The 20,122-nt window shown below is 69.6% G+C and carries 17 protein-coding genes; 2 read left to right on the top strand and 15 right to left on the bottom strand.

Going from position 1 to position 20,122, the window contains the following annotated elements; genetic code table 11:
* Positions 1–113: 113 nt before the first annotated feature.
* From ftsY to BLV31_RS16605, 6 genes are all read right to left on the bottom strand, one after another.
* Complete coding sequence (gene ftsY / locus BLV31_RS16580) at positions 114–1,706, bottom strand: signal recognition particle-docking protein FtsY (RefSeq protein WP_064060942.1); 1,593 nt, start codon at positions 1,704–1,706, stop codon at positions 114–116.
* Between the two features lie 12 nt (positions 1,707–1,718).
* A complete protein-coding gene (gene smc, locus BLV31_RS16585; RefSeq protein WP_064060941.1) occupies positions 1,719–5,345 on the bottom strand; it encodes a chromosome segregation protein SMC in 3,627 nt (1,208 codons plus the stop codon).
* 36 nt (positions 5,346–5,381) lie between these two features.
* The gene (locus BLV31_RS16590) at positions 5,382–6,356 is read right to left on the bottom strand and encodes an SMP-30/gluconolactonase/LRE family protein (protein WP_081263439.1); all 975 of its coding nucleotides are present in this window, start codon (positions 6,354–6,356) and stop codon (positions 5,382–5,384) included.
* 89 nt (positions 6,357–6,445) lie between these two features.
* Positions 6,446–6,733: an acylphosphatase gene (locus tag BLV31_RS16595; protein ID WP_019289083.1), complete on the bottom strand. Its 288-nt coding sequence runs from the start codon at positions 6,731–6,733 to the stop codon at positions 6,446–6,448.
* 3 nt (positions 6,734–6,736) lie between these two features.
* The gene (locus BLV31_RS16600; protein WP_033096484.1) at positions 6,737–7,174 is read right to left on the bottom strand and encodes an OsmC family protein; all 438 of its coding nucleotides are present in this window, start codon (positions 7,172–7,174) and stop codon (positions 6,737–6,739) included.
* Entirely contained in the window at positions 7,167–8,138 is a 972-nt protein-coding gene (locus BLV31_RS16605; RefSeq protein WP_064060940.1) for a LysR substrate-binding domain-containing protein, read from the bottom strand. Before BLV31_RS16605 ends, BLV31_RS16600 begins: the two co-directional genes overlap by 8 nt.
* Positions 8,139–8,232: 94 nt before the next feature.
* Here BLV31_RS16605 and pcaH point away from each other — a divergent pair, with 94 nt between their 5' ends.
* Both pcaH and pcaG read left to right on the top strand, forming a co-directional pair.
* Positions 8,233–8,964: a protocatechuate 3,4-dioxygenase subunit beta gene (gene pcaH / locus BLV31_RS16610; protein WP_006551212.1), complete on the top strand. Its 732-nt coding sequence runs from the start codon at positions 8,233–8,235 to the stop codon at positions 8,962–8,964.
* The gene (gene pcaG / locus BLV31_RS16615) at positions 8,961–9,644 is read left to right on the top strand and encodes a protocatechuate 3,4-dioxygenase subunit alpha (protein WP_006551211.1); all 684 of its coding nucleotides are present in this window, start codon (positions 8,961–8,963) and stop codon (positions 9,642–9,644) included. The genes pcaH and pcaG overlap by 4 nt, the downstream gene beginning before the upstream one ends.
* A gap of 37 nt (positions 9,645–9,681) precedes the next feature.
* Here the strand turns inward: pcaG and mutM are convergent, their stop codons facing one another.
* From mutM to recG, 9 genes are all read right to left on the bottom strand, one after another.
* Complete coding sequence (mutM, locus tag BLV31_RS16620) at positions 9,682–10,545, bottom strand: bifunctional DNA-formamidopyrimidine glycosylase/DNA-(apurinic or apyrimidinic site) lyase (protein WP_006551210.1); 864 nt, start codon at positions 10,543–10,545, stop codon at positions 9,682–9,684.
* 6 nt (positions 10,546–10,551) lie between these two features.
* Positions 10,552–11,355, bottom strand: a complete 804-nt coding sequence (gene rnc / locus BLV31_RS16625; RefSeq protein WP_006551209.1) for a ribonuclease III — start codon at positions 11,353–11,355, stop codon at positions 10,552–10,554.
* An 11-nt stretch (positions 11,356–11,366) separates the two neighbouring features.
* The gene (gene rpmF / locus BLV31_RS16630; RefSeq protein WP_006551208.1) at positions 11,367–11,549 is read right to left on the bottom strand and encodes a 50S ribosomal protein L32; all 183 of its coding nucleotides are present in this window, start codon (positions 11,547–11,549) and stop codon (positions 11,367–11,369) included.
* 2 nt (positions 11,550–11,551) lie between these two features.
* Complete coding sequence (locus tag BLV31_RS16635; RefSeq protein ID WP_006551207.1) at positions 11,552–12,166, bottom strand: YceD family protein; 615 nt, start codon at positions 12,164–12,166, stop codon at positions 11,552–11,554.
* Between the two features lie 101 nt (positions 12,167–12,267).
* A complete protein-coding gene (locus BLV31_RS16640) occupies positions 12,268–13,026 on the bottom strand; it encodes a DivIVA domain-containing protein (RefSeq protein WP_006551206.1) in 759 nt (252 codons plus the stop codon).
* A 138-nt stretch (positions 13,027–13,164) separates the two neighbouring features.
* A complete protein-coding gene (coaD, locus tag BLV31_RS16645) occupies positions 13,165–13,656 on the bottom strand; it encodes a pantetheine-phosphate adenylyltransferase (RefSeq protein ID WP_006551205.1) in 492 nt (163 codons plus the stop codon).
* The gene (rsmD, locus tag BLV31_RS16650) at positions 13,653–14,219 is read right to left on the bottom strand and encodes a 16S rRNA (guanine(966)-N(2))-methyltransferase RsmD (protein ID WP_039586930.1); all 567 of its coding nucleotides are present in this window, start codon (positions 14,217–14,219) and stop codon (positions 13,653–13,655) included. The genes coaD and rsmD overlap by 4 nt, the downstream gene beginning before the upstream one ends.
* The gene (locus BLV31_RS16655; RefSeq protein ID WP_064060939.1) at positions 14,216–17,617 is read right to left on the bottom strand and encodes a pyruvate carboxylase; all 3,402 of its coding nucleotides are present in this window, start codon (positions 17,615–17,617) and stop codon (positions 14,216–14,218) included. Before BLV31_RS16655 ends, rsmD begins: the two co-directional genes overlap by 4 nt.
* A 182-nt stretch (positions 17,618–17,799) precedes the next feature.
* On the bottom strand, positions 17,800–20,091 hold the full coding sequence (gene recG, locus BLV31_RS16660; RefSeq protein ID WP_033096481.1) for an ATP-dependent DNA helicase RecG: 2,292 nt from the start codon (positions 20,089–20,091) through the stop codon (positions 17,800–17,802).
* Positions 20,092–20,122 lie beyond the last annotated feature (31 nt).

Raw genomic sequence — 20,122 nt, forward strand, 5'->3', positions numbered from 1 at the left:
ACCGACCTTGTTTCATCCTTGTTTCACACTTTTCGGACACCGCATCCCCACCGACGGAACCGGCCGCTGCCCGCATGAGCGGACAGCGGCCGGAACAACGGACGCGGTGCGGATCAGCCCAACAGGGCGTCCACGAAGGCTTCCGGTTCGAAGGGGGCGAGATCGTCGGCGCCCTCACCGAGACCCACCAGCTTCACCGGGACGCCGAGTTCGTGCTGCACCTGGAAGACGATGCCGCCCTTGGCGGTTCCGTCGAGCTTGGTGAGCACCACACCGGTGATGTCGACGACCTCGGCGAACACGCGGGCCTGCATCAGACCGTTCTGGCCGATCGTCGCGTCGAGGACGAGCAGAACCTCGTCGACGGCGGCCTTCTTCTCCACGACGCGCTTGACCTTGCCGAGCTCGTCCATCAGGCCGGTCTTGGTGTGCAGGCGGCCGGCGGTGTCGACGAGGACCGCGTCGACACCGTTGTCGATGCCCCTCGCGACGGCATCGAACGCCACCGCGGCCGGATCGGCGGCCTCCTTGCCGCGGACGACCTCGGCGCCGACGCGTTCGGCCCAGGTCTGCAGCTGGTCGGCGGCCGCGGCACGGAAGGTGTCGGCGGCACCGAGCAGCACCCGGCGTCCGTCCGCGACGAGCACGCGGGCGAGCTTGCCGGTCGTCGTGGTCTTTCCGGTGCCGTTGACACCGACGACGAGCAGCACCGCGGGATGGTCCTCGTGCGGGAGGGCCCGGATGGAGCGGTCGAGCTCGGGGCGGAGCTCATCGACAAGCACGCTGCGCAGCACAGCGCGGGCGTCGGCCTCGCTGCGCACGTTGTTCACGACCATCTCCTCACGCAGACGGTCGACGATCTTGGTGGTCGTCGCGGCACCGAGGTCGGCCACGAGCAGCGTGTCCTCGATCTCCTCCCAGGAGTCCTCGTCGAGATCGCCACCACCGAGCAGGCCGAGCAGGCTCTTGCCGACCGCTGACTGCGAGCGGGCCAGACGGCCGCGCAGGCGGACAAGGCGACCTGCGGTGGGTTCGATCTCCTCGATCGGGGCTGCCGGAGGAACAGCGGCCGGTCCGGCCGGTTCGACGACCTCGGGTTCGGTGACCTCGGGTTCGGCAACGGTCTCTGTCGCCGGGGCGGGCTCGACCTCGGGCTCGACGGGCTCGGGAGCGGGACGCTCCGGCTCCGGGGCGACCTCGGGCTCGACCGGCTCCGGTTCGGCAGGCTTCGGCTCCGCAGGCTCCGGCTCGGGCTTGGGCTCGACCTTCGGCTCGGGCTTCGGTTCCGCCTTCGGCTCGGGCTTCGGCTCCGCCTTCGGCGCAGGCGCAGGTTCCGCCTTCGGCGCAGGCGCAGGTTCCGCCTTCGGCTCGGCGGGTGCGGGTGCGCTCGGCGGAGCTTCGGTGATCTCCTCCGGCAACGGCACCGTGCGGGGCGCCGGCTCCGGCTTCACCGCAGGCTTCGGTGCCGGTTTCGGCGCAGGTCGGGGGGCCGGCGCCGGTGGCGCGGCCGTGCCCTGCGAGAAACTGAATCCGCTCTGTGCCTTGTAACCGCCCGAGCGGTCCTTTGTCTCGGCGGAATCGAGCTGCGGGGTCTCGGGCGCCTTCAGCGACACCTGCCGCCGCCGGTAGAGGGTCAGACCGACGACGAGCGCGACGAGAACGACCGCCAGCGCGGCGGCGATGACTATCCAGGCTCCGGTACTCACGCACCCATACTGTCAGGCCTGGAGCTCTTCCTCCGGTTCGGGGACCGGTGTCGCGATCTCGCGTCCGCGCAGTCGCTGCGAGATGACCCGGGTGATGCCGTCGCCCCGCATGCTCACGCCGTACAGCGCGTCGGCGACCTCCATCGTCGGCTTCTGGTGGGTGATGACGATGAGTTGGGACTTCTCGCGCAGCTGCTCGAACAGCCCGATCAACCGTCGCAGGTTGGTGTCGTCGAGCGCGGCCTCGACCTCGTCCATCACGTAAAAGGGCGACGGACGGGCCCGGAAGATCGCGACCAGCATCGCCACCGCGGTCAGGGACTTCTCGCCGCCCGACAGCAGCGACAGGCGCTTGACCTTCTTGCCCGGCGGCCGGGCCTCGACCTCGATGCCGGTGGTGAGCATGTCGCTCGGGTCGGTGAGCACGAGCCGCCCCTCACCGCCGGGGAACAACTTCGCGAAGACCTGTTCGAACTCGCGTTCGACGTCGGCGTACGCCTCGGTGAACACCTGCAGGATTCGCGCGTCGACCTCCTCGACGACAGCGAGCAGGTCCTTGCGGGCGCTCTTGACGTCCTCGAGCTGGGTAGACAGGAAGTTGTACCGCTCCTCGAGCGCCGCGAACTCCTCCAACGCGAGGGGGTTGACGCGTCCGAGCGTCGCGAGATCCTTCTCGGCGCGCTTGGCCCGCCGCTCCTGGGTGACCCGGTCGTAGGGCATCGGTTGGGGAGCGACGACCTGTTCGCCGCGTTCGCGGGCCTGCTCGTACTCGGCCATCTCCAGCGGCGTCGGCGGCAGCGGCACGTCGGGGCCGTACTCGGCCACGAGGTCGTCGAGGGCGATGCCGTGCTGCTCGAGGATGGTCTGTTCGAGTTGCTCGATCCGGAGCGAGGCCTGCGCCCGGGCCACTTCGTCGCGATGCACCGCGTCGGTGAGCTGGTCGCGCTGCACGGACAGTTCGCGGACGAGTTCGCGGGCCCGTTCGAGTTGCTCGGCGCATTCGGCGCGGCGCCGGTTCAGGTCGTCGCGCTGTGCGAGTGCCGTCGCCACGGCCACCTCGAGTTGTTCGGCGAGTCGCTGCCCTGATTCGGCCACCGCAGCGGCGACGGCCGCCGCCTGACGACGCGCGATCCGGGCACGTTCGGCACGAGCACGGGCCTCGCGCTCGGCCTGCGCGGCACGACGAAGCGAATCCGCTTTGCCCCGAAGCGCTTCGGCACGTTCCTCGGCCGTGCGCGCCGCGAGTCGCGCCTCGACCTCGACGGCCCGGACCTCGGCGAGCGCGGTCGCGGCCATCTCCCGCTCGGCGGCGGTGTGATCGGTGCCCGCACCGTCGCTACTTCCGGCCGAGTCGTCCTCGGCCAGGCGCAGTCGCTCCTCGAGCTCGACCAGCTTCTCCCGTGCCGCGTCGCGTTCCTTCTCTGCCTCCGTGCGTTGGGCTGCGAGGCGTCCGGATTCGGCGTGAGCGGTGCGTGCCGCCTGGCCGAGCCGACCGAGTTGTTCGTAGACGGCCGACATCGCCGCGTCGGACTCGTTGAGCGCGGCGAGAGTCTGTTCGACGTGTTCGGCGCGTTCGGCCTGTTCCGCGAGTGCGCCCGCGAGGGCTGCGGCCAGTTCCTCGGAGCGACGTTCGGCCTGTTCGAGGCCGGCACGGGAAGTATCGATCGCCGCCTGGATCTCGAGGGTGCTCGGGGCGCGGTGCGAGCCGCCGACCACCCAGCCCGCGCCGGCGAGGTCTCCTCCGCGCGTCACGGCGCGCAGATCGGGCCGGGCAGCGCAGACCCCGAGGGCAGTGGGCAGGTCGTCGACCACGACGGTGCGGGCCAGCAGGCCGTCGACGCCTCCGCGCAGGTCGGCGGGGCACTCGACGACCTCGCGGAGCCATCGGGCACCGGACGGCAGGTCGCCGGTGTCGGTGGGACCGGCAGTGCCGGACAGGACGAATGCCACCCGGCCCTGGTCGGCTTCGGCGAGCGCTGCGACCGCCGAGATCGCGGCGTCGGCCGACTCCACCTCGAGGGCGTCGGCCGCGGCGCCGAAGGCAGCTGCGACGGCGGCCTCGTATCCCGAGGACACCCGGAGCCGGTCGGCGAGGCGCCCCACGAGTCCGTCGCCGGAACGCGTGTCGATCAGCCAGGCCGCGCCGTCGGTGCGTTCGAGTCCCATCGACAGGGCTTCGATACGGGCGCCGAGCGAGGCGACCACCTTGCCCGCGGCGCGTTCTGCCTCCTGGAGTTCGGTGACCCGCTCGTCGGCGAGCCGCTGTGCTTCCAGCGCTCGTTCGTGCTGCGCGTCGGCGTCGATCTCACCGGCGTCGAGATCGTCGATGCGTGCCTGAGCGGTCTCGAACTCGGCCTGTGCGGCGACGCCGCGGAGCCGGGCCTCCTCGATGGCGACGGTCAGGCGTGCGATCTCCGCGTCGATCGATTCGGCGCGGGTGCGCATCGTCTCGACCTGGCCTGCGAGACGCGCGAGGCCCTCGCGCCGGTCGGCGACGGCACGCACCGCGGCCAGATGTGCGCGTTCGGCGGCCGCTGCGGCCTCCTCCTGCGCGGCGAGCTGCTCGCGGGCCGCCTCGAGGGCTCCGTGCGCGATCTGGACGGCCTCGACCAGTTCCGCTTCCTCGGCGTCGATCCGGTCGGCACGGGCTTCCATCTCGTCGGGATCCTGACCGGAACGGTCCTCGGGTTCGGCGTGCAGGTGCCGGGCGCGTTCCTGCGCGACCCGCACGGTCGCCGAGACGCGCTCGGCGAGGGCGGACAGGCGGAACCAGGTCTGCGACGCCGCTTCGGCACCGGGAGTGAGCTGCGCGAGGGCCTGTTCGTGGCGGGCGAGTTCGGCGTTAGCGTCGTCGAAGGCCGCGAGCACGGTGTCGAGCCGCTCCCGGACCATCTTTTCCTGCTCGTCGTGCCCGGCGAGTTCGGCGCGGCGCGTGACGAGGTCGTCGGCGGCCAGACGTAACCGCGCGTCGCGCAGGTCGGCCTGGATGGTCTGGGCGCGACGCGCGACCTCGGCCTGCCGGCCGAGCGGTTTGAGCTGGCGGCGCAGCTCGGCGGTGAGGTCGGTGAGGCGCGCGAGGTTGGCCTGCATCGAGTCGAGCTTGCGCAGCGCCTTTTCCTTGCGCTTGCGGTGCTTGAGGACGCCGGCGGCCTCCTCGATGAAGGCGCGTCGGTCCTCCGGGCGGGATTCGAGGATCGCGGCGAGGCGGCCCTGACCGACGATGACGTGCATCTCGCGGCCGATACCGGAGTCGGACAACAGTTCCTGTACGTCCATGAGACGGCAGGAACTGCCGTTGATCTCGTATTCGCCCGCGCCGTCGCGGAACATGCGGCGAGTGACGGAGACCTCGGAGTACTCGATGGGCAGCGCACCGTCGGAGTTGTCGATGGTGAGCGTGACCTCGGCGCGTCCGAGCGGCGGGCGGCCGGCGGTTCCGGCGAAGATGACGTCCTGCATCTTGCCGCCGCGCAGGGCCTTGGCGCCCTGCTCCCCCATCACCCAGGTGAGTGCGTCGACGACGTTCGACTTGCCGGACCCGTTGGGGCCCACCACACAGGTGATACCCGGTTCGAAACGGAGAGTCGTCGACGAGGCGAAGGACTTGAAGCCCTTCAACGTCAGACTCTTGAGGTACATGGGTGAGAACTCTACCGGCGGGTTGTGACCGCTTTCCTAGGCCGGGTGCACCGCGCGGACCGTCCCGTCGAAACCGGTCGTGTACAGGACGTTCGGGTCCCAGCCCGGTCCCGAACCGAAGGCGAGCGAGGACATCAGTGGGATGCCCTCGGCGATGCGGCAGCTGTGCCCGGTCGCCGGATCGACCCGCAGGACCGCGCCGGCGAGGTTGAGCGCGATGTACAGCGCGCCGTCGGGACCGATCGTGAGGTCGTCGGGCATAGAGAGCAGCCCCGGCCCGGGCAGGTCGATGCTGCGCACGGGTCCTTCGAGGTCGCGTGCGTCGAGGATGTGGAGCCGGTTGACGTTCTCGAAGGTCGTCACGGTGTAGACGGTGTCGCCGTCGACGGCGATGCCGTTGACGGATCCGAGATCGGTACGGACGACGCGGGCCTCGCCACCGCCGGCGGGCACGAGGGTGAGTCCGACCTCGCCGAGATCGCGTGAGGTGAGCATCGATCCGTCCGACAGCCGGCCGAGGCCGTTGGGCATGACCAGCCCGGTGCCGTGGGTGCCGCGTTCACCCGTATCGAGGTCGAGCGTGTCGATCGTGCCGTCGGCGATCCCGGCCAACCCCGAGACGGTCGTGTTGCCCACGTTCAGGTACACGGTGGGAACGTCGACGACGATGCCGCCCGGACCGGTCACCTCGGACAGCACGGTGGTCACGCTGCCGTCGGGAGTGATCCGGCGCAGCGCTCCGGGGCCGACGAAGGAGGTGTCCGAGACGAGCAGACCGCCCCGCTCGTCGAACGCCAGGTTCTCGAGGACACCGAGCCCCGACGCGACCGTCGTGACGGACCGCGGTGCGCAGGCAGCCGGAACGAACGCCGCCGGTGCTGTGGCAGCGGGACCGGCCGCCGCCGGTGCTGCGGCAGTGGGACCGGCCGCCGCCGGTGCTGCGGCCAGGGGTGCCACTGCCACAGCGGCGGCTGCTGCCGCCACCATCGTCGAACGTGCACGCCTGCCCATATGTCTCCCCCTCGCCGACCGCGACCCCCCCGGCCGCTTGCACCCGATCGCGGCAGGATACCAAGCCGAACGGACAAACAGGACGGATGTCAGCGTTCGACGAAACCGTCGAGGTCGCCGCGCGCGGGATCCCACGATTCGACGACGAGCCGCACCTCACCGGGGGTGTCGCCGGATCGCAGCCACGCGAGGAGCTGTTCGAGTGCCGGCCGGGGGCCTTCGGCCACGACCATGACGCGACCGTCGGGATGATTCGTCGCGTGCCCGACGAGACCGAGTTCGAGTGCGCGGGCACGCGTGAACCAGCGGAAACCGACCCCCTGGACGCGGCCGTGCACCCACGCCGTGAGCCGTTCGACGTCTGCGGGGGCGCTCATCGATCAGTCCTCGGGGGTGATCGTCAGCGAGACCTCGGTGCCCGCCTCGAGGGTGCGGCCCACCGTGCACACCTTGTCGACGGAGCGTTCGACGAGGGCGATGAGGCGGTCCCGTGCGTCTGCGTCGAGCTCCGACAGGTCGAGGATCATCTCCTCCTCGAGGTGCGGGTAGACCTCGTTCTCGCGGTCGGCGGCACCGGAGACGCGGATCGTCGCGTCGTAGTCGTCGCCGAGCCTGCGGGACAGCGGGAAGTCCGAAGCCATGCCGGAGCACGCGGCGAGCGCGATCTTGAGCAGCTCGCCCGGGGTGAAGACGCCCTCGACGCTCTCCGAGCCGATGAGCACCTCGGCGCCGCGGGAGCTGCGTCCGGTGTAACGGCGCGTGCCGGTGCGCTCGACCCACAGCTCGGTGGTGGGAAGGTCGGAAGTCTGGTCAGCCATGGAGGAAATCCTGCCATGTCCCGTCGACCGGGATGTCGCGCAGGATGGTCACGAAGTCCTCGACCTCGGCGGACGACGCGTCGGCACTGCGTCGCAGCACTCCGACCGGTTCGACGGTGCCCGCGGTGGGTAGGTCCAGGCGCCGGACCACGCCGTCGGCGAGGTCGTCCCGGGCCGCGCGTTCGGTGGTGATCCACACGGCGTCGCTGCGCCGCACCACCCCGCGTGCCACGGCGAGGTCGAGTGTCTCGATCAGCCCGACCGGCAGTCGCAGGCCGTGACGTTCGAACAATGCCTCGGTCGCGTGGCGCGGTACGGTTCCGCTGGTCGCGACCACCAGGGGGTGTTCGAGCGTGTCGGCGACGGAGACGGAACGCCCGGCGAGGGGGTGGCCGGGCCGGACGACGAGGATCAGCGTCTCGGCGTACAGGAGCTCGAACGACAGCCCCACCATCCGGGACGGTTCGACCATGCGCCCGAGGACGACGTCGAGGGCGCCGGCGGCGAGCGCCGACAGCAGGACGGCATTGGGGTCGGTGCGGATCCGGATGTCCAGATCGGCGCGCACGCGGCGCAGCTCCGCCAGAGCTTCGGGGAGTACGTACCCGGCCACGGTGGGTAGGGCCCCGATCCGCAGCGGCTCGCGGGCGGGTTCGGCCGCTCCCGCCAGTGCGGCCACAGCTGCGTCCAGTGAGGTGGTGACGTCCTGCGCGTATCGCAGGAAGCGGTGACCCGCCGCGGTGAGGCGCGCACCGTGTCGGCCGCGGTCGAGGAGTTTCGCTCCGGCGAGCACCTCGAGCTCGTTGAGTGTCTTCGTGACGGCCGGCTGACTCAGCTGCAACAGCTCGGCGGCCCGACCGACCTGACCCTCGCGCGCGACGGTGACGAAACATCTCAGGTGCCGGAGGCGGATGCGTCGCACCTGCTCCGGGACGGACGAGGACGGACCGAACGCGGATTGCATTACTGAAAGTTATGAATCAACTGCTGTTTTGTCAATTTACATGAGTTTTTATTCACCTTATGGTTGTGTCCACAGCTCAGAGATCGGAGATCGCATGTCCACCGGCGAATACGTCGAGCGCGACCACACACTGCACCCACCCGCGCTCACCCCCGGCTACCGCACGTCGGTGCTGCGCGCACCGCGCAACGCGCTCATCACGCCGAAGCCGACCCTGTCGGAGATCACCGGACCTGTCTTCCGCAGCGACGAGCTCGGCGCCCTCGACAACGACCTGATCCTGAACTTCTCGAAGGACGGCCTGCCGATCGGTGAGCGCATCATCGTCCACGGCTTCGTCAAGGACGAGTTCGGCAATCCGGTCGAGGGCGCACTCGTCGAGGTGTGGCAGGCCAACGCCGGTGGCCGGTACCGCCACAAGAAGGACACCTATCTCGCTCCCATCGATCCGAACTTCGGCGGTTGCGGGCGGATGCTCACGGACGCGAACGGCTACTACCAGTTCCGGACGATCAAACCCGGCGCATATCCGTGGGGCAACAGCCGCAACGCCTGGCGCCCGGCGCACATCCACGTGTCGATCCTCGGCCGTGGGTGGGCGCAGCGCCTGATCACCCAGCTGTACTTCGAGGGCGACCCGCTCATCGAGAAGTGCCCGATCGCGCGGACGATCCCGACCGTGGATCAGCTCCGCAGCCTGATCGCCCAGGAGGACCCCGCCTCCAACGCGCCGTTCGACGCCCGCGCCTACCGCTGGGACATCACCCTGCGCGGTCGCCGCGCCACCTTCTTCGAGAACACCGACCTCCCGGGAGCCCCGCGATGAGCCTGCCCACCGATCCCTACCGGCCCGTGCCCCCGCTGCTCCCCCGCGCGATGGTCACGCGTTTCCCGGAAACGCCCTCGCAGACCGGCGGCCCGTACGTCCACATCGGGCTCGCGCCGCAGCAGGCCGGCTTCGACATCTTCGACAACAACTTCGGCAACGTCCTCGTCACCGACGAGACCGAGGGCGAGCGAATCGTGTTGGAGGGCCGCGTCATCGACGGCACCGGCACCCCGGTGCGCGACGCCCTGCTCGAGAGCTGGCAGGCGAACGCGCACGGCCGGTACGCACATCCGGACGACGCACAGGACAAGGATCTCGATCCGAACTTCCGCGGCTGGGGACGCACCGGCGGCGACTTCGAGACGGGCGTGTTCACGATCGAGACGATCAAGCCCGGGGCCGTCACCAACCCCGACGGCTCCGTCTCGGCACCCCACATCCTGCTGGTGATCTTCGCGCGCGGAATCAACCTCGGGCTGCACACGCGGGTCTACTTCGAGGACGAGGCCGGACTCAACGCCGAGGATCCCGTCCTGAAGGGCATCGAATGGGAGGTGCGGCGCAACACCCTGATCGCGTCGCGTTCCGAGCGCGACGGACGCACCGTCTACACGATCGACATCCGGCTGCAGGACACTCCGGACGGTGGCGCCGAGACGGTCTTCTTCGACATCTGAACCACCACCTTTCCGAACGGCCCGGTATGCGCGTGCGCTACCGGGTCGTTCGCGGTCGTGGCTGACACTTCGGGCAGCTGTACGACGAGCGGTTCATGAACTTCTCGCGGCGGATCGGCGCGCCGCAGCGTCGGCACGGCTCGTTCTCGCGTCCGTAGACGTTCAGGGAACGCTCGAAGTAGCCGGACTCCCCATTGACGTTGACGTACAGGGCGTCGAACGACGTACCACCCTGCCCGAGGGCCTCCGCCATCACCTCGGTGGCCGCATCGAGAGCCGACCGGAGCTTCGGACGCGACAGCGCGTCGGTGGGCCGGTTGCCGTGAATCCTTGCGCGCCACAGCGCTTCGTCGGCGTAGATGTTGCCGATGCCGGAGACGACGGTCTGGTCGAGCAGCGCACGCTTGATCTCGGTGTGCTTGGTGCGCAGCACGGCCACGACCGCATCCGGGTCGAACCGGGGATCCATCGGGTCGCGGGCGATGTGCGCGACCGGCAGCGGCAGACGATCACCGTCCACCTCCACGAGCGGGGCCAGGGCCCAGCCTCCGAAGGTGCGCTGGTCGACGAAACGCAGATCGGCACCGTTGTCGAGGACGGCGCGGATACGCAGATGCTTCTCGTCCGGCACGGTCGGAGGCTGCACGAGCATCTGCCCGCTCATCCCCAGATGCACCACGAGAGCCAGATCGGCCGGTTCGAGCACGAGCCACATGTACTTGCCGCGGCGCTCGACCGAAGCGACCTTCTGACCGGTCACCTGCAGTGCGAGATCGCGCGGACCGGGCTCGTGCCGTCGGACGGCACGCGGATGCAGCACCTGCACCGAGTCCACAGTCGCGCCGACGACGTGCGCGTCGAGTCCGCGACGGACCACCTCGACCTCGGGAAGTTCGGGCACCTGCGGTCAGTTGTCCTCGGTGGGCGTGTCGGCGGATCCGGACTGCTGGTCGGAAGCCCCGGCATCACCGGTCTCGGCAGCAGTGCCCTCGGTCAGCGCGTTCCATGCGGCCGACGCGGCCTTCTGCTCGGCTTCCTTCTTGGTGCGTCCGACACCGGTGCCGTAGGGATTGCCACCGATGAGGGCGGTGGCGGTGAATTCCTTGTCGTGATCCGGACCGGTGGCGGTGATCTCGTAGGCGGGAACACCGAGACCGCGCTCGGCGGTGAGTTCCTGCAGACTCGTCTTCCAGTCCAGACCGGCACCGAGGCGCGGGCCGCGTTCGAGCAGTGCGGCGAACAGGCGCAGAACCACTTCGCGCGCGACGTCGATGCCGTGCGCGAGATGGACGGCGCCGAGGAGCGATTCCATTCCGTCGGCCAGGATGCTGGCCTTGTCGCGTCCGCCCGTCAGTTCCTCGCCCTTGCCGAGCAGGAGATGCACTCCGAGCCCGCCTTCTCCGAGGCCGCGCGCCACCTCGGCGAGCGCGTGCATGTTGACAACGCTCGCGCGGATCTTGGCGAGTTCGCCCTCGGACTTGTCCGGGTGGGTGAGGTAGAGCTTTTCGGTCACCGCGAGCCCGAGGACGGCATCGCCGAGGAACTCGAGACGTTCGTTGGTGGGCAATCCGCCGTTCTCGTAGGCGTACGAGCGGTGGGTGAGCGCCAAGGACAGGAGTTCTGCGTCCAGAGGCACGCCGAGGGCGGCGAGGAGAGACTCGTGGCTCTCTTCGCCGCCCTCGGTAGCTGTTTCGGAGGACTTGCTCGTCACGTGAATACCGATTAGACGGGCGCGGTCACCTGACGGCCGTTGTAGGTGCCGCACGACGGGCACGCCACGTGGGGCAGCTTCTTCTCTCCGCAACCCCGGTTCGGGCAGGTGACGAGCGTCGGCGCAGTGGTGTTCCACTGGCTGCGCCGCGACCGGGTGTTGGAACGCGACATTCTGCGCTTGGGGACGGCCACGTCTACTTCTCCTCGTTGTTCGAGCTGTCGATTTGACTGCTGGGTTCTTCGGAGCCCGCGCCGAACTTGGCTGCCAACCCAGCCCAGCGAGGATCCATTGTCTCATGACGGTGCCCGGATTCTGCAATCGCCAGGCGAATGCCGCATTCGGGGCACAATCCCGCACAGTCGTCACTACACAACGGCTGCAGCGGAAGTTCCAGACCAACCGCGTTCACGAGGACCGGTTCGAGATCGATCAGATCGTTCTCGACGCGGTACACCTCGTCGTCCTCGGTGGTCTGCTCAGTGACGCTGTTCGGGTAGGCGAACAGCTCGGTGAGGTACACGTCCACCGGCTCGGTGAACGACTCGAGGCATCGAGAGCACTCGCCGAGGGCGTCGACACGAACACTACCGGTGACCAGGACGCCCTCGGACACCGACTCCAGGCGGAGATCGAGATCGATCTCGGAGCCTTCCTCGATCGCGATCAGATCGAGCCCGATGCGCGAGGGTGACGGCACCTTCCGCTCGACCGTACGCATCGAACCGGGCCGGCGACCCAGGGAGAGCGTGTCGAACACCAGCCCCGAGTCCCGGCCGGAACGGGACGTGCTGGAATCACGGGTGGACACGGGGAACTCACCTTCTTCGGACGACGCAGGACACGACTCGGTCGTGATAGGGCAACCGCTCCATGATACGCGATGGGCGGCAGGAGCGAAAATCCCGCGGGTCAGCGGCGACGGCTCGCCCGGTGGTCGGCCTCCGCGAAGTCGGGAGCACCCGACAGCCGCAGCTGCTGCCGGCCGCGGCCGACGGACCGCAGCGTGGTGCCGAGCAGTTCCTCGAACTCTCCCAGCTTGCCGTCGATGTACTCGTCGCACTCCGTCCGGAGACGGTCGGACTCGGCGTGGGCCGAATCGATGACACGCGCCGACTCGGCGTGTGCGGCCTGCACGACCTCGGTCTGCGACACCAGACGTGCCTTCTCGGCCTCGCCCTCGGCCACGGAACGCTCGTAGGACGCCTGCCCGGACTCGACCAGACGGTCGGCCTCGACGCGGGCACGCCCGGTCACGCTCTCGTACTGCTTGTTGCCCTCGGCGACGAGATCGTCGGCCTCGGCCTGCGCATCGCGCACCAGTTCCTCGGCGTGGGCGCGGGCCTCCTTGACCATCCGGTCCGCTTGGGCCTTCGCGTCCGCGAGCATGCGGTCGGCGTCGGCGCGCGCGTCCTCGAGGAGGGTGCGTGCCTCCTCGTCGGCGTCCCCGACCGTCTTGTCGGCCTGAGCCCGCGCGTCGTTGATCAGCTTGTCACGGTGATCGAGGACGTCCTGCGCGTCGTCGAGTTCGGGCGGCAGCGCATCGCGCACGTCGTCGAGCAATTCGAGGACATCGCCGCGCGGTACCACGCAGCTCGCCGTCATCGGAACGCTACGTGCCTCTTCGACGATTGCGACCAGCTCGTCGAGTGCCTCGAATACCCGGTACACGCCCAACCCCAATCACTCGCTCGACACGACCGGTGCGGCCGCGCCGCCGTCCAGTCTGCCGCAGCGCAGGGCACGCTCGTGTGCCCTGCGCTCGGTGTGTCGGGATACGGCCGTCACAGGCCGTGCGGAGGGTCCGGTCTATTTCGCGGCGGCCCGCTCGGCCAGGCGCGTGAGCAGACGATCGTGCACGGAGCCCGGCAGCATCTCGGAGACGTCGCCACCGTAGGTCGCGACCTCCTTGACGAGCGAGCTCGAAAGGTAGCTGTAGACCGGGTTGGTGGCGACGAACAGCGTGTCGACGCCGGTGAGCTTGTGGTTCATCTGCGCCATCTGCAGCTCGTAGTCGAAATCGTTGGCGCCGCGCAGGCCCTTGACGATCGCGGTGATCCCCCGCTCGCGGGCGTAGTCGACGAGCAGGCCCTGCCAGGCGTCGACCGTGACGTTCGGCAGGTGCGACGTGGCCTCGGTGAGCATCTCGAGGCGTTCGTCGATCGTGAACATCCCCTGCTTGTTGGGATTGATCGTGACGGTCACGACGACCTCGTCGAACTGGGCCGAGACCCTGCCGATGACGTCGAGGTGTCCGTTGGTGACCGGGTCGAAGGATCCTGGGCAGACCGCGCGGCTCATGACCCAGCACCGTAGCAGGTGGCGATTTCCACTCTCGTCTCGCCGTAGCGCTTCGACCTGCCGACCTCGAATCCCTGCGGCCACACCGTTTCCGGTGATCGCGACGACCGTTCGACCACGACGATCGAGCCGTCCTCGACCCAACCTCCGGACATCAGCGTCCCGAGCACGCCGGTGACGGCCTCCTCGGTCACGGCGTAGGGCGGGTCGGCCAGGACGAGGTCGTAGACGCGGTCGGGGGTGCCCGCAAGCACCGCGGATACCGGTGCGGTGCGCAGCACCGCACCGGACAGTCCGACCGTCGCGATGTTCTCGCGGATCACGCCCGCCGCCTTCGCGTCGGACTCGACGAGCATCGCGTGCTCGGCGCCGCGGGACAGCGCCTCGAGGCCGAGCGCCCCCGACCCCGCGTAGAGGTCGAGGACGGCGGCCCCGTCGATGTCCATGCGTGCGTCGAGCGAACTGAACAGGGCTTCGCGCACCCGTTCGGAGGTGGGCCGGGTTCCGCGGGGCGGCACCTTCAGGCGCCGCCCCCCTGCCCGGCCGGCGACGATCCGTGTCACTCGGCGCTGTCTCCCGTGGACACCTCGACGAGCAGGTCGCCACCTTCGACCTGTTGCACCGGCCCGATCGCGACGCGCGTGATGCGGCCGCCGCGCGGCGCGGTGATCGCGGCCTCCATCTTCATGGCCTCGATCGTGGCGACGGCGTCGCCCGCCGAGACGCTGTCGCCCTCGGACACGACGAGGGTGACCATGCCGGCGAACGGCGCCGCGACGTGACCGGGATGGTTGCGGTCGGCCTTCTCCGCGGCAGGGGTCTCCGCGGCCACCGAGCGGTCGCGCACCGACACCGGGCGCAGCTGCCCGTTGAGGATGCACATGACCGTGCGGTAACCCTTCTCGTCGGCATCGGAGATCGCCTCGAGGCCGATGAGCAGTTCGACACCCTTGTCCAGGCGCACCCGGTGCTCGTCGCCGTGCCGCAGACCGTAGAAGAACTGGTTGGCCGACAGCTCGGTGGTGTCGCCGTAGGTCTCGCGGTGCTGCTCGAACTCCTTCGCGGGGCCCGGGAAGAGCAGGCGGTTGAGCATGCGGCGACGCTCGTCGGACGAACCGCCGAGGGCCTTCTCCTCCTCCGGCGCGAGCGGGGTGATCGGCTTGGGCTCGGCGCGGCCCGACAGCGCCTTGCTGCGGAAGGGCTCCGGCCAGCCGCCGGCCGGGGTCCCGAGATCGCCGCGCAGGAAGCCGATCACCGAATCGGGGATGTCGTACTTGCCGGGCTCGGCGGCGAAGTCGTCGACCGAGACGCCCGCGCCCACGAGGTGCAGCGCGAGGTCGCCGACGACCTTGCTCGACGGCGTGACCTTGATCAGGCGGCCCAGGAGGCGGTCGGCGCCGGCGTAGGCGGCCTCGACTTCTTCGAATCGGTCGCCGAGGCCCAGCGCGATGGCCTGCTGGCGCAGGTTCGACAGCTGACCGCCGGGGATCTCGTGGGTGTAGACGCGGCCGGTCGGTGCGGGCAGCCCCGACTCGAACGGTGCGTACACCTTGCGCAGCGCCTCCCAGTACGGCTCGAGATCGCACACGGCCTGCAGGTCGAGACCGGTGTCGAACTCGCTGTTCGCCGCGGCGGCGACGATCGCCGACAGGGCGGGCTGGCTCGTCGTACCTGCCAGCGCCGCGGACGCACCGTCGACGGCGTCGGCACCGGCGTGCCAGGCCGCAAGGTAGGTGGCGAGCTGACCGCCCGGGGTGTCGTGCGTGTGCACGTGCACCGGCAGATCGAAGTTGCTCCGCAGCGCCGACACGAGCGTCGCGGCGGCCGGGGCGCGCAGCAGACCCGCCATGTCCTTGATGGCCAGGACGTGCGCACCGGCCTCGACGATCTCCTCGGCCAGACGCAGGTAGTAGTCGAGCGTGTAGATCGACTCGTTCGGGTTCGACAGGTCGCCGGTGTAGGACATCGCGACCTCGGCGAGGGTGGTGCCGGTCTCGCGCACCGCGTCGATTGCCGGACGCATCTGGTCGACGTTGTTCAGCGCGTCGAAGATACGGAAGATGTCGATGCCGGTGTCGGTGGCCTCCTGCACGAAGGCGCGGGTGACGGCCTCCGGGTAGGGGGTGTAGCCGACGGTGTTGCGTCCGCGCAGCAGCATCTGCAGGTTGATGTTCGGGATCGCCTCGCGCAGCGCCGCGAGCCGCTCCCACGGATCCTCGTGCAGGAAGCGCAGTGCGACGTCGTAGGTCGCGCCGCCCCACGCCTCGATCGACAGCAGTTGCGGCGTCATCCGGGCCACGTGCCCGGCCACCGTCAGCAGGTCCTTGCTGCGCACGCGGGTCGCGAGCAGCGACTGGTGGGCGTCGCGGAAGGTGGTGTCGGTGACGCCGATCGCCTTCTGGTCACGCAGCGCACGGGCGAAGCCCTCGGGTCCGAGCTCGAGCAGGCGCTGACGCGAACCGGCCGGCGGCTCGGCGTTCAGGTCGATCGCGGGCAGCTTGTCGTGCGGGTAGACCGTGGTGGTGCGCTCGCCGTGCGGCTTGTTCACCGTCACGTCGGCGAGGTACCGCAGGATCTTGGTGCCGCGGTCGGCGGACGAGCGCAGAGTCAGCAGGTGCGGGCGTTCCTCGATGAACGAGGTGTTGACGTTGCCGCCGCGGAAGTCCTCGTCGTCGAGCACCGCCTGCAGGAACGGGATGTTCGTGGCGACACCGCGGATACGGAACTCGGCGACCGCGCGGCGCGCGCGGGCGACGGCGGTCTCGAAGTTGCGGCCGCGGCAGGTGAGCTTGACGAGCATCGAGTCGAAGTGGGCGGAGATCTCCGCGCCGACCGAGGTGCCGCCGTCGAGACGGATACCGGCACCGCCCGGAGTGCGGTAGCCGGTGATGCGGCCGGTGTCCGGACGGAACCCGTTGGCCGGGTCCTCGGTGGTGATGCGGCACTGCAGTGCCGCGCCGCGGATGGTGATGCCCTCCTGCGACAGGCCCAGTTCCTCGAGCGACTCGCCTGCGGCGATGCGCAGCTGGGACTGCACGAGGTCGACGTCGGTGATCTCCTCGGTGACCGTGTGCTCGACCTGGATACGCGGGTTCATCTCGATGAACACGTGGTTGCCGCGTTCGTCGACGAGGAACTCGACGGTGCCCGCGCACTGGTAGCCGATTTCCTTGGCGAAGGCGACGGCGTCGGCGCAGATGCGGTCGCGAAGCTCGGGATCGAGATTCGGGGCGGGGGCGAGCTCGATGACCTTCTGGTGGCGGCGCTGCACCGAGCAGTCGCGCTCGTACAGGTGGATGACGTTGCCGTGCTTGTCGGCGAGGATCTGCACCTCGATGTGCCGCGGGTTGACCACGGCCTGCTCCAGGAAGACGGTGGGATCACCGAAGGCCGCGTCGGCCTCGCGGGAGGCGGCTTCGATGGCCTCGCGCAGTTGGGAGGGCTCGGCGACCCGGCGCATGCCGCGTCCGCCACCGCCGGCGACAGCCTTGACGAAGACCGGGAAGTTCATCGTTTCCGAGGCGGCGACCAGCTCGTCGACGTCCGACGACGGCTCCGACGACGCCAGCACCGGGAGGCCGGCGGCCTTCGCCGAGGCGATCGCGCGGGCCTTGTTGCCCGTCAGTTCGAGGATCTCCGCCGACGGACCGACGAAGGTGATGCCCGCTTCGGCGCACGCCGCGGCGAGGTCCGGATTCTCGGAGAGGAAGCCGTAGCCGGGGTAGATCGCGTCGGCACCGGCCGACACGGCCGCTTCGACGATCTTCTCGACCGACAGATATGCGCGGACCGGGTGCCCCTCCTCACCGATCTGATAGGCCTCGTCGGCCTTCAACCGGTGCAGGGAGTTCCGGTCTTCGTACGGGAACACCGCGACCGTCCCGGCGCCCAGTTCGTAGGCGGCACGGAATGCGCGGATCGCGATCTCGCCACGGTTGGCGACAAGCACTTTCGAGAACATTGGTCGACGGTACCGCGACGTAACATGCCGCCTTCGACGCGCGTTCCACATCGTGGGACAAGGCGCCCGGATGGCACGACTGGAACGATGCAGTCGGCCCCGTCGTAACACGGCGTCAACATGCCGGGCACGGCCACCGAAACCTCACCGCGGGTTCTGCGGCACGGTGTACGGAACGTAACTCAGGACTTGTCGAGATAGGCCACGCGCTCGGCGTCGAGCGCGGCCCGCACCATGCTTGCGAGCCCCGGGTGGTGTTCGAGGCCAGGATCCTTCTCCGTCACCGTCCGGGAGAAGTCGCGAGCCGCCTCGATGACGTCGGCGTCGTCGACGAGCGAGAGTAACCGCAGCGTCGACACGGTGCCGGACTGGGCGACGCCGAGGACGTCGCCCTCCCGGCGCAACTGCAGGTCGAGCTGGGCGAGTTCGAAACCGTCGGTGGTGCCGGCGACGGCCTCGAGCCGCATCATCGTCGGGGTCGCGGGCTTCGCGTCGGTCACGAGCAGACACAGGCCCTGGTGGCCGCCACGACCGACACGACCCCGCAGCTGGTGCAACTGGCTGACACCGAACCGGTCGGCATCGACGATCACCATCACGGTCGCGTTCGGCACGTCGACACCGACCTCGACGACGGTCGTGCACACGAGCACGTCGAGCTCCGCGGCGTTGAAGGCCTGCATCACCGCGTCCTTCTCGTCGCCGGGGAGGCGACCGTGCAGCAGCCCCACCCTCAGATCCCGCAGCGGACCGGAAGTGAGGAACTCGAACTGCTCGAGCACAGAGACGGTTTCGGGCGGGGCCTGCTTGCCCTTCCCCGATCCCGACGGCTCGGGCCCGTCCGGATCGAAGAGCGCGTCGTCGTCGGAATCGCCGTCGCCGATGCGGGAACACACCACGTAGGCCTGCCGCCCCTCGGCGACCTCCTCGCGGATGCGTTCCCACGCGCGGTCGACCCACTTCGGATGCACCTTCGCCGGCACCACGCGGCTGACGATCGGCGACCGTCCTCTGGGGAGTTCGCGCAGGGTCGAGACCTCGAGGTCGCCGAGCACCGTCATCGCGATGGTGCGCGGGATGGGTGTTGCGGTCATCACCAGCACGTGCGGGGACGCGCCGTCGCGACCCCGCGAGCGCAGTGCGTCGCGCTGTTCGACACCGAAGCGGTGCTGCTCGTCGATCACCACCAGGCCGAGGTCGAAGAACTGCACCGTGTCCTCGATCAGCGCGTGCGTGCCGATGACGATGCCGGCATCGCCCGTCACCGCCTCGTTGAGCGCGGCCCGCTTGCGTGCGACCCCCATCGAGCCGGTCAGCAGGGTCACGCGGGTCGCGAGTTCGTGAGCGCCGAGTTCGCCCGCCGCGGCGAGATCGCCCAGCATCTTCGTGAGCGAGCGCGCGTGCTGCGCCGCGAGCACCTCGGTGGGTGCGAGCAACGCGCACTGCCGACCGGAGTCGATCACCTGCAGCATCGCCCGTAGCGCCACGATGGTCTTGCCGGAACCGACCTCGCCCTGGAGCAGCCGGTTCATGGGGTGTTCGCGTGCGAGATCGGCCGCGATCTCGTCGGCCACCGAGAGCTGCCCGGCCGTCAGTTCGAAGGGCAGCCGCCGGTCGAACTCGTCGGCGATCCCGCCCTCGCGGCGCGGGCAGGACGGCGCCGACCGCACCTCGACGTCGTGCCGGCGTCCGGCGAGCACGAGCTGCACCGCGGCGGCCTCGTCGAACCGCAGACGGTCGCGTGCCCGGTCGATCTCCTGCTTCGTGTCGGGCAGGTGGATCGAGCGGAGCGCCTCGTCGAGGCCCACGAAGCCGTGCTCGTCGCGCACCCACTCGGGCAGCGGATCGTCGACGTGGTCGAGCTGGTCGAGCACCTGCCGCACGCAGCGCATGACGGTCCACGACTCGACCTCGCGGGTCGCGCGGTACATCGGGATCAGCGCGCGGTCGAAGACCGACATGTCGACTCCCGATCCGTCCTGCGCGGTGCGGGCGAGACCCGCCAGGGCGCCGGCGCCCCGCACCCGCGCGGGGGTCGCCGAGACCAGGTCCTCGGCGTCGCGCGGTTCGGGCAGCACGAGATAGCTCGGATGGGTCAGGCTCCACTTGTCGCGGAAGTACTTCACGGTGCCGGAGAACATCGCGCGCACGCCGGGCTTGATGTTGTGCTTGACCCGGTGCGGGTTGAAGAAGGTGACGTCGATGCTGTGGCGATCGGAGCGCAACCGCACCGCGAGGCGTTTGCCGGCGCGGGATTTCATCGGCACCTCCTGCGCCGACTCGACCCGCGCGATGATCGTGATGTGCTGGCCCTCCGCGGGCTGGCTCTCGCCGAGTTCGGCGCCCTGGGTGGCGTAGCGGTGCGGATAGTGCCTCAGTAGATCCTCGACGGTGGTCATCCCGAACGCGTCGTGCAAGGCGTCCGCCGTCTTGCGGCCGAGGACATGATCGAGCCGGTCCGCGAGTGTCGCCACTGCCGTCCCTTCCGCTACTCCTGCGGTGGCC

Origin of the sequence: Rhodococcus pyridinivorans (genome assembly GCF_900105195.1) — a bacterium.
GTDB lineage: Bacteria > Actinomycetota > Actinomycetes > Mycobacteriales > Mycobacteriaceae > Rhodococcus > Rhodococcus pyridinivorans.

Bases quoted from the DNA above. Each gene is read 5' to 3' on its own strand.
- BLV31_RS16590 (WP_081263439.1), bottom strand. From the start codon at position 6,356: ATGGGCAGGCGTGCACGTTCGACGATGGTGGCGGCAGCAGCCGCCGCT.
- BLV31_RS16595 (WP_019289083.1), bottom strand. From the start codon at position 6,733: ATGAGCGCCCCCGCAGACGTCGAACGGCTCACGGCGTGGGTGCACGGC.
- BLV31_RS16600 (WP_033096484.1), bottom strand. From the start codon at position 7,174: ATGGCTGACCAGACTTCCGACCTTCCCACCACCGAGCTGTGGGTCGAG.
- pcaG (WP_006551211.1), top strand. From the start codon at position 8,961: ATGAGCCTGCCCACCGATCCCTACCGGCCCGTGCCCCCGCTGCTCCCC.
- BLV31_RS16605 (WP_064060940.1), bottom strand. From the start codon at position 8,138: ATGCAATCCGCGTTCGGTCCGTCCTCGTCCGTCCCGGAGCAGGTGCGA.
- BLV31_RS16655 (WP_064060939.1), bottom strand. From the start codon at position 17,617: ATGTTCTCGAAAGTGCTTGTCGCCAACCGTGGCGAGATCGCGATCCGC.
- pcaH (WP_006551212.1), top strand. From the start codon at position 8,233: ATGTCCACCGGCGAATACGTCGAGCGCGACCACACACTGCACCCACCC.
- smc (WP_064060941.1), bottom strand. From the start codon at position 5,345: ATGTACCTCAAGAGTCTGACGTTGAAGGGCTTCAAGTCCTTCGCCTCG.
- coaD (WP_006551205.1), bottom strand. From the start codon at position 13,656: ATGAGCCGCGCGGTCTGCCCAGGATCCTTCGACCCGGTCACCAACGGA.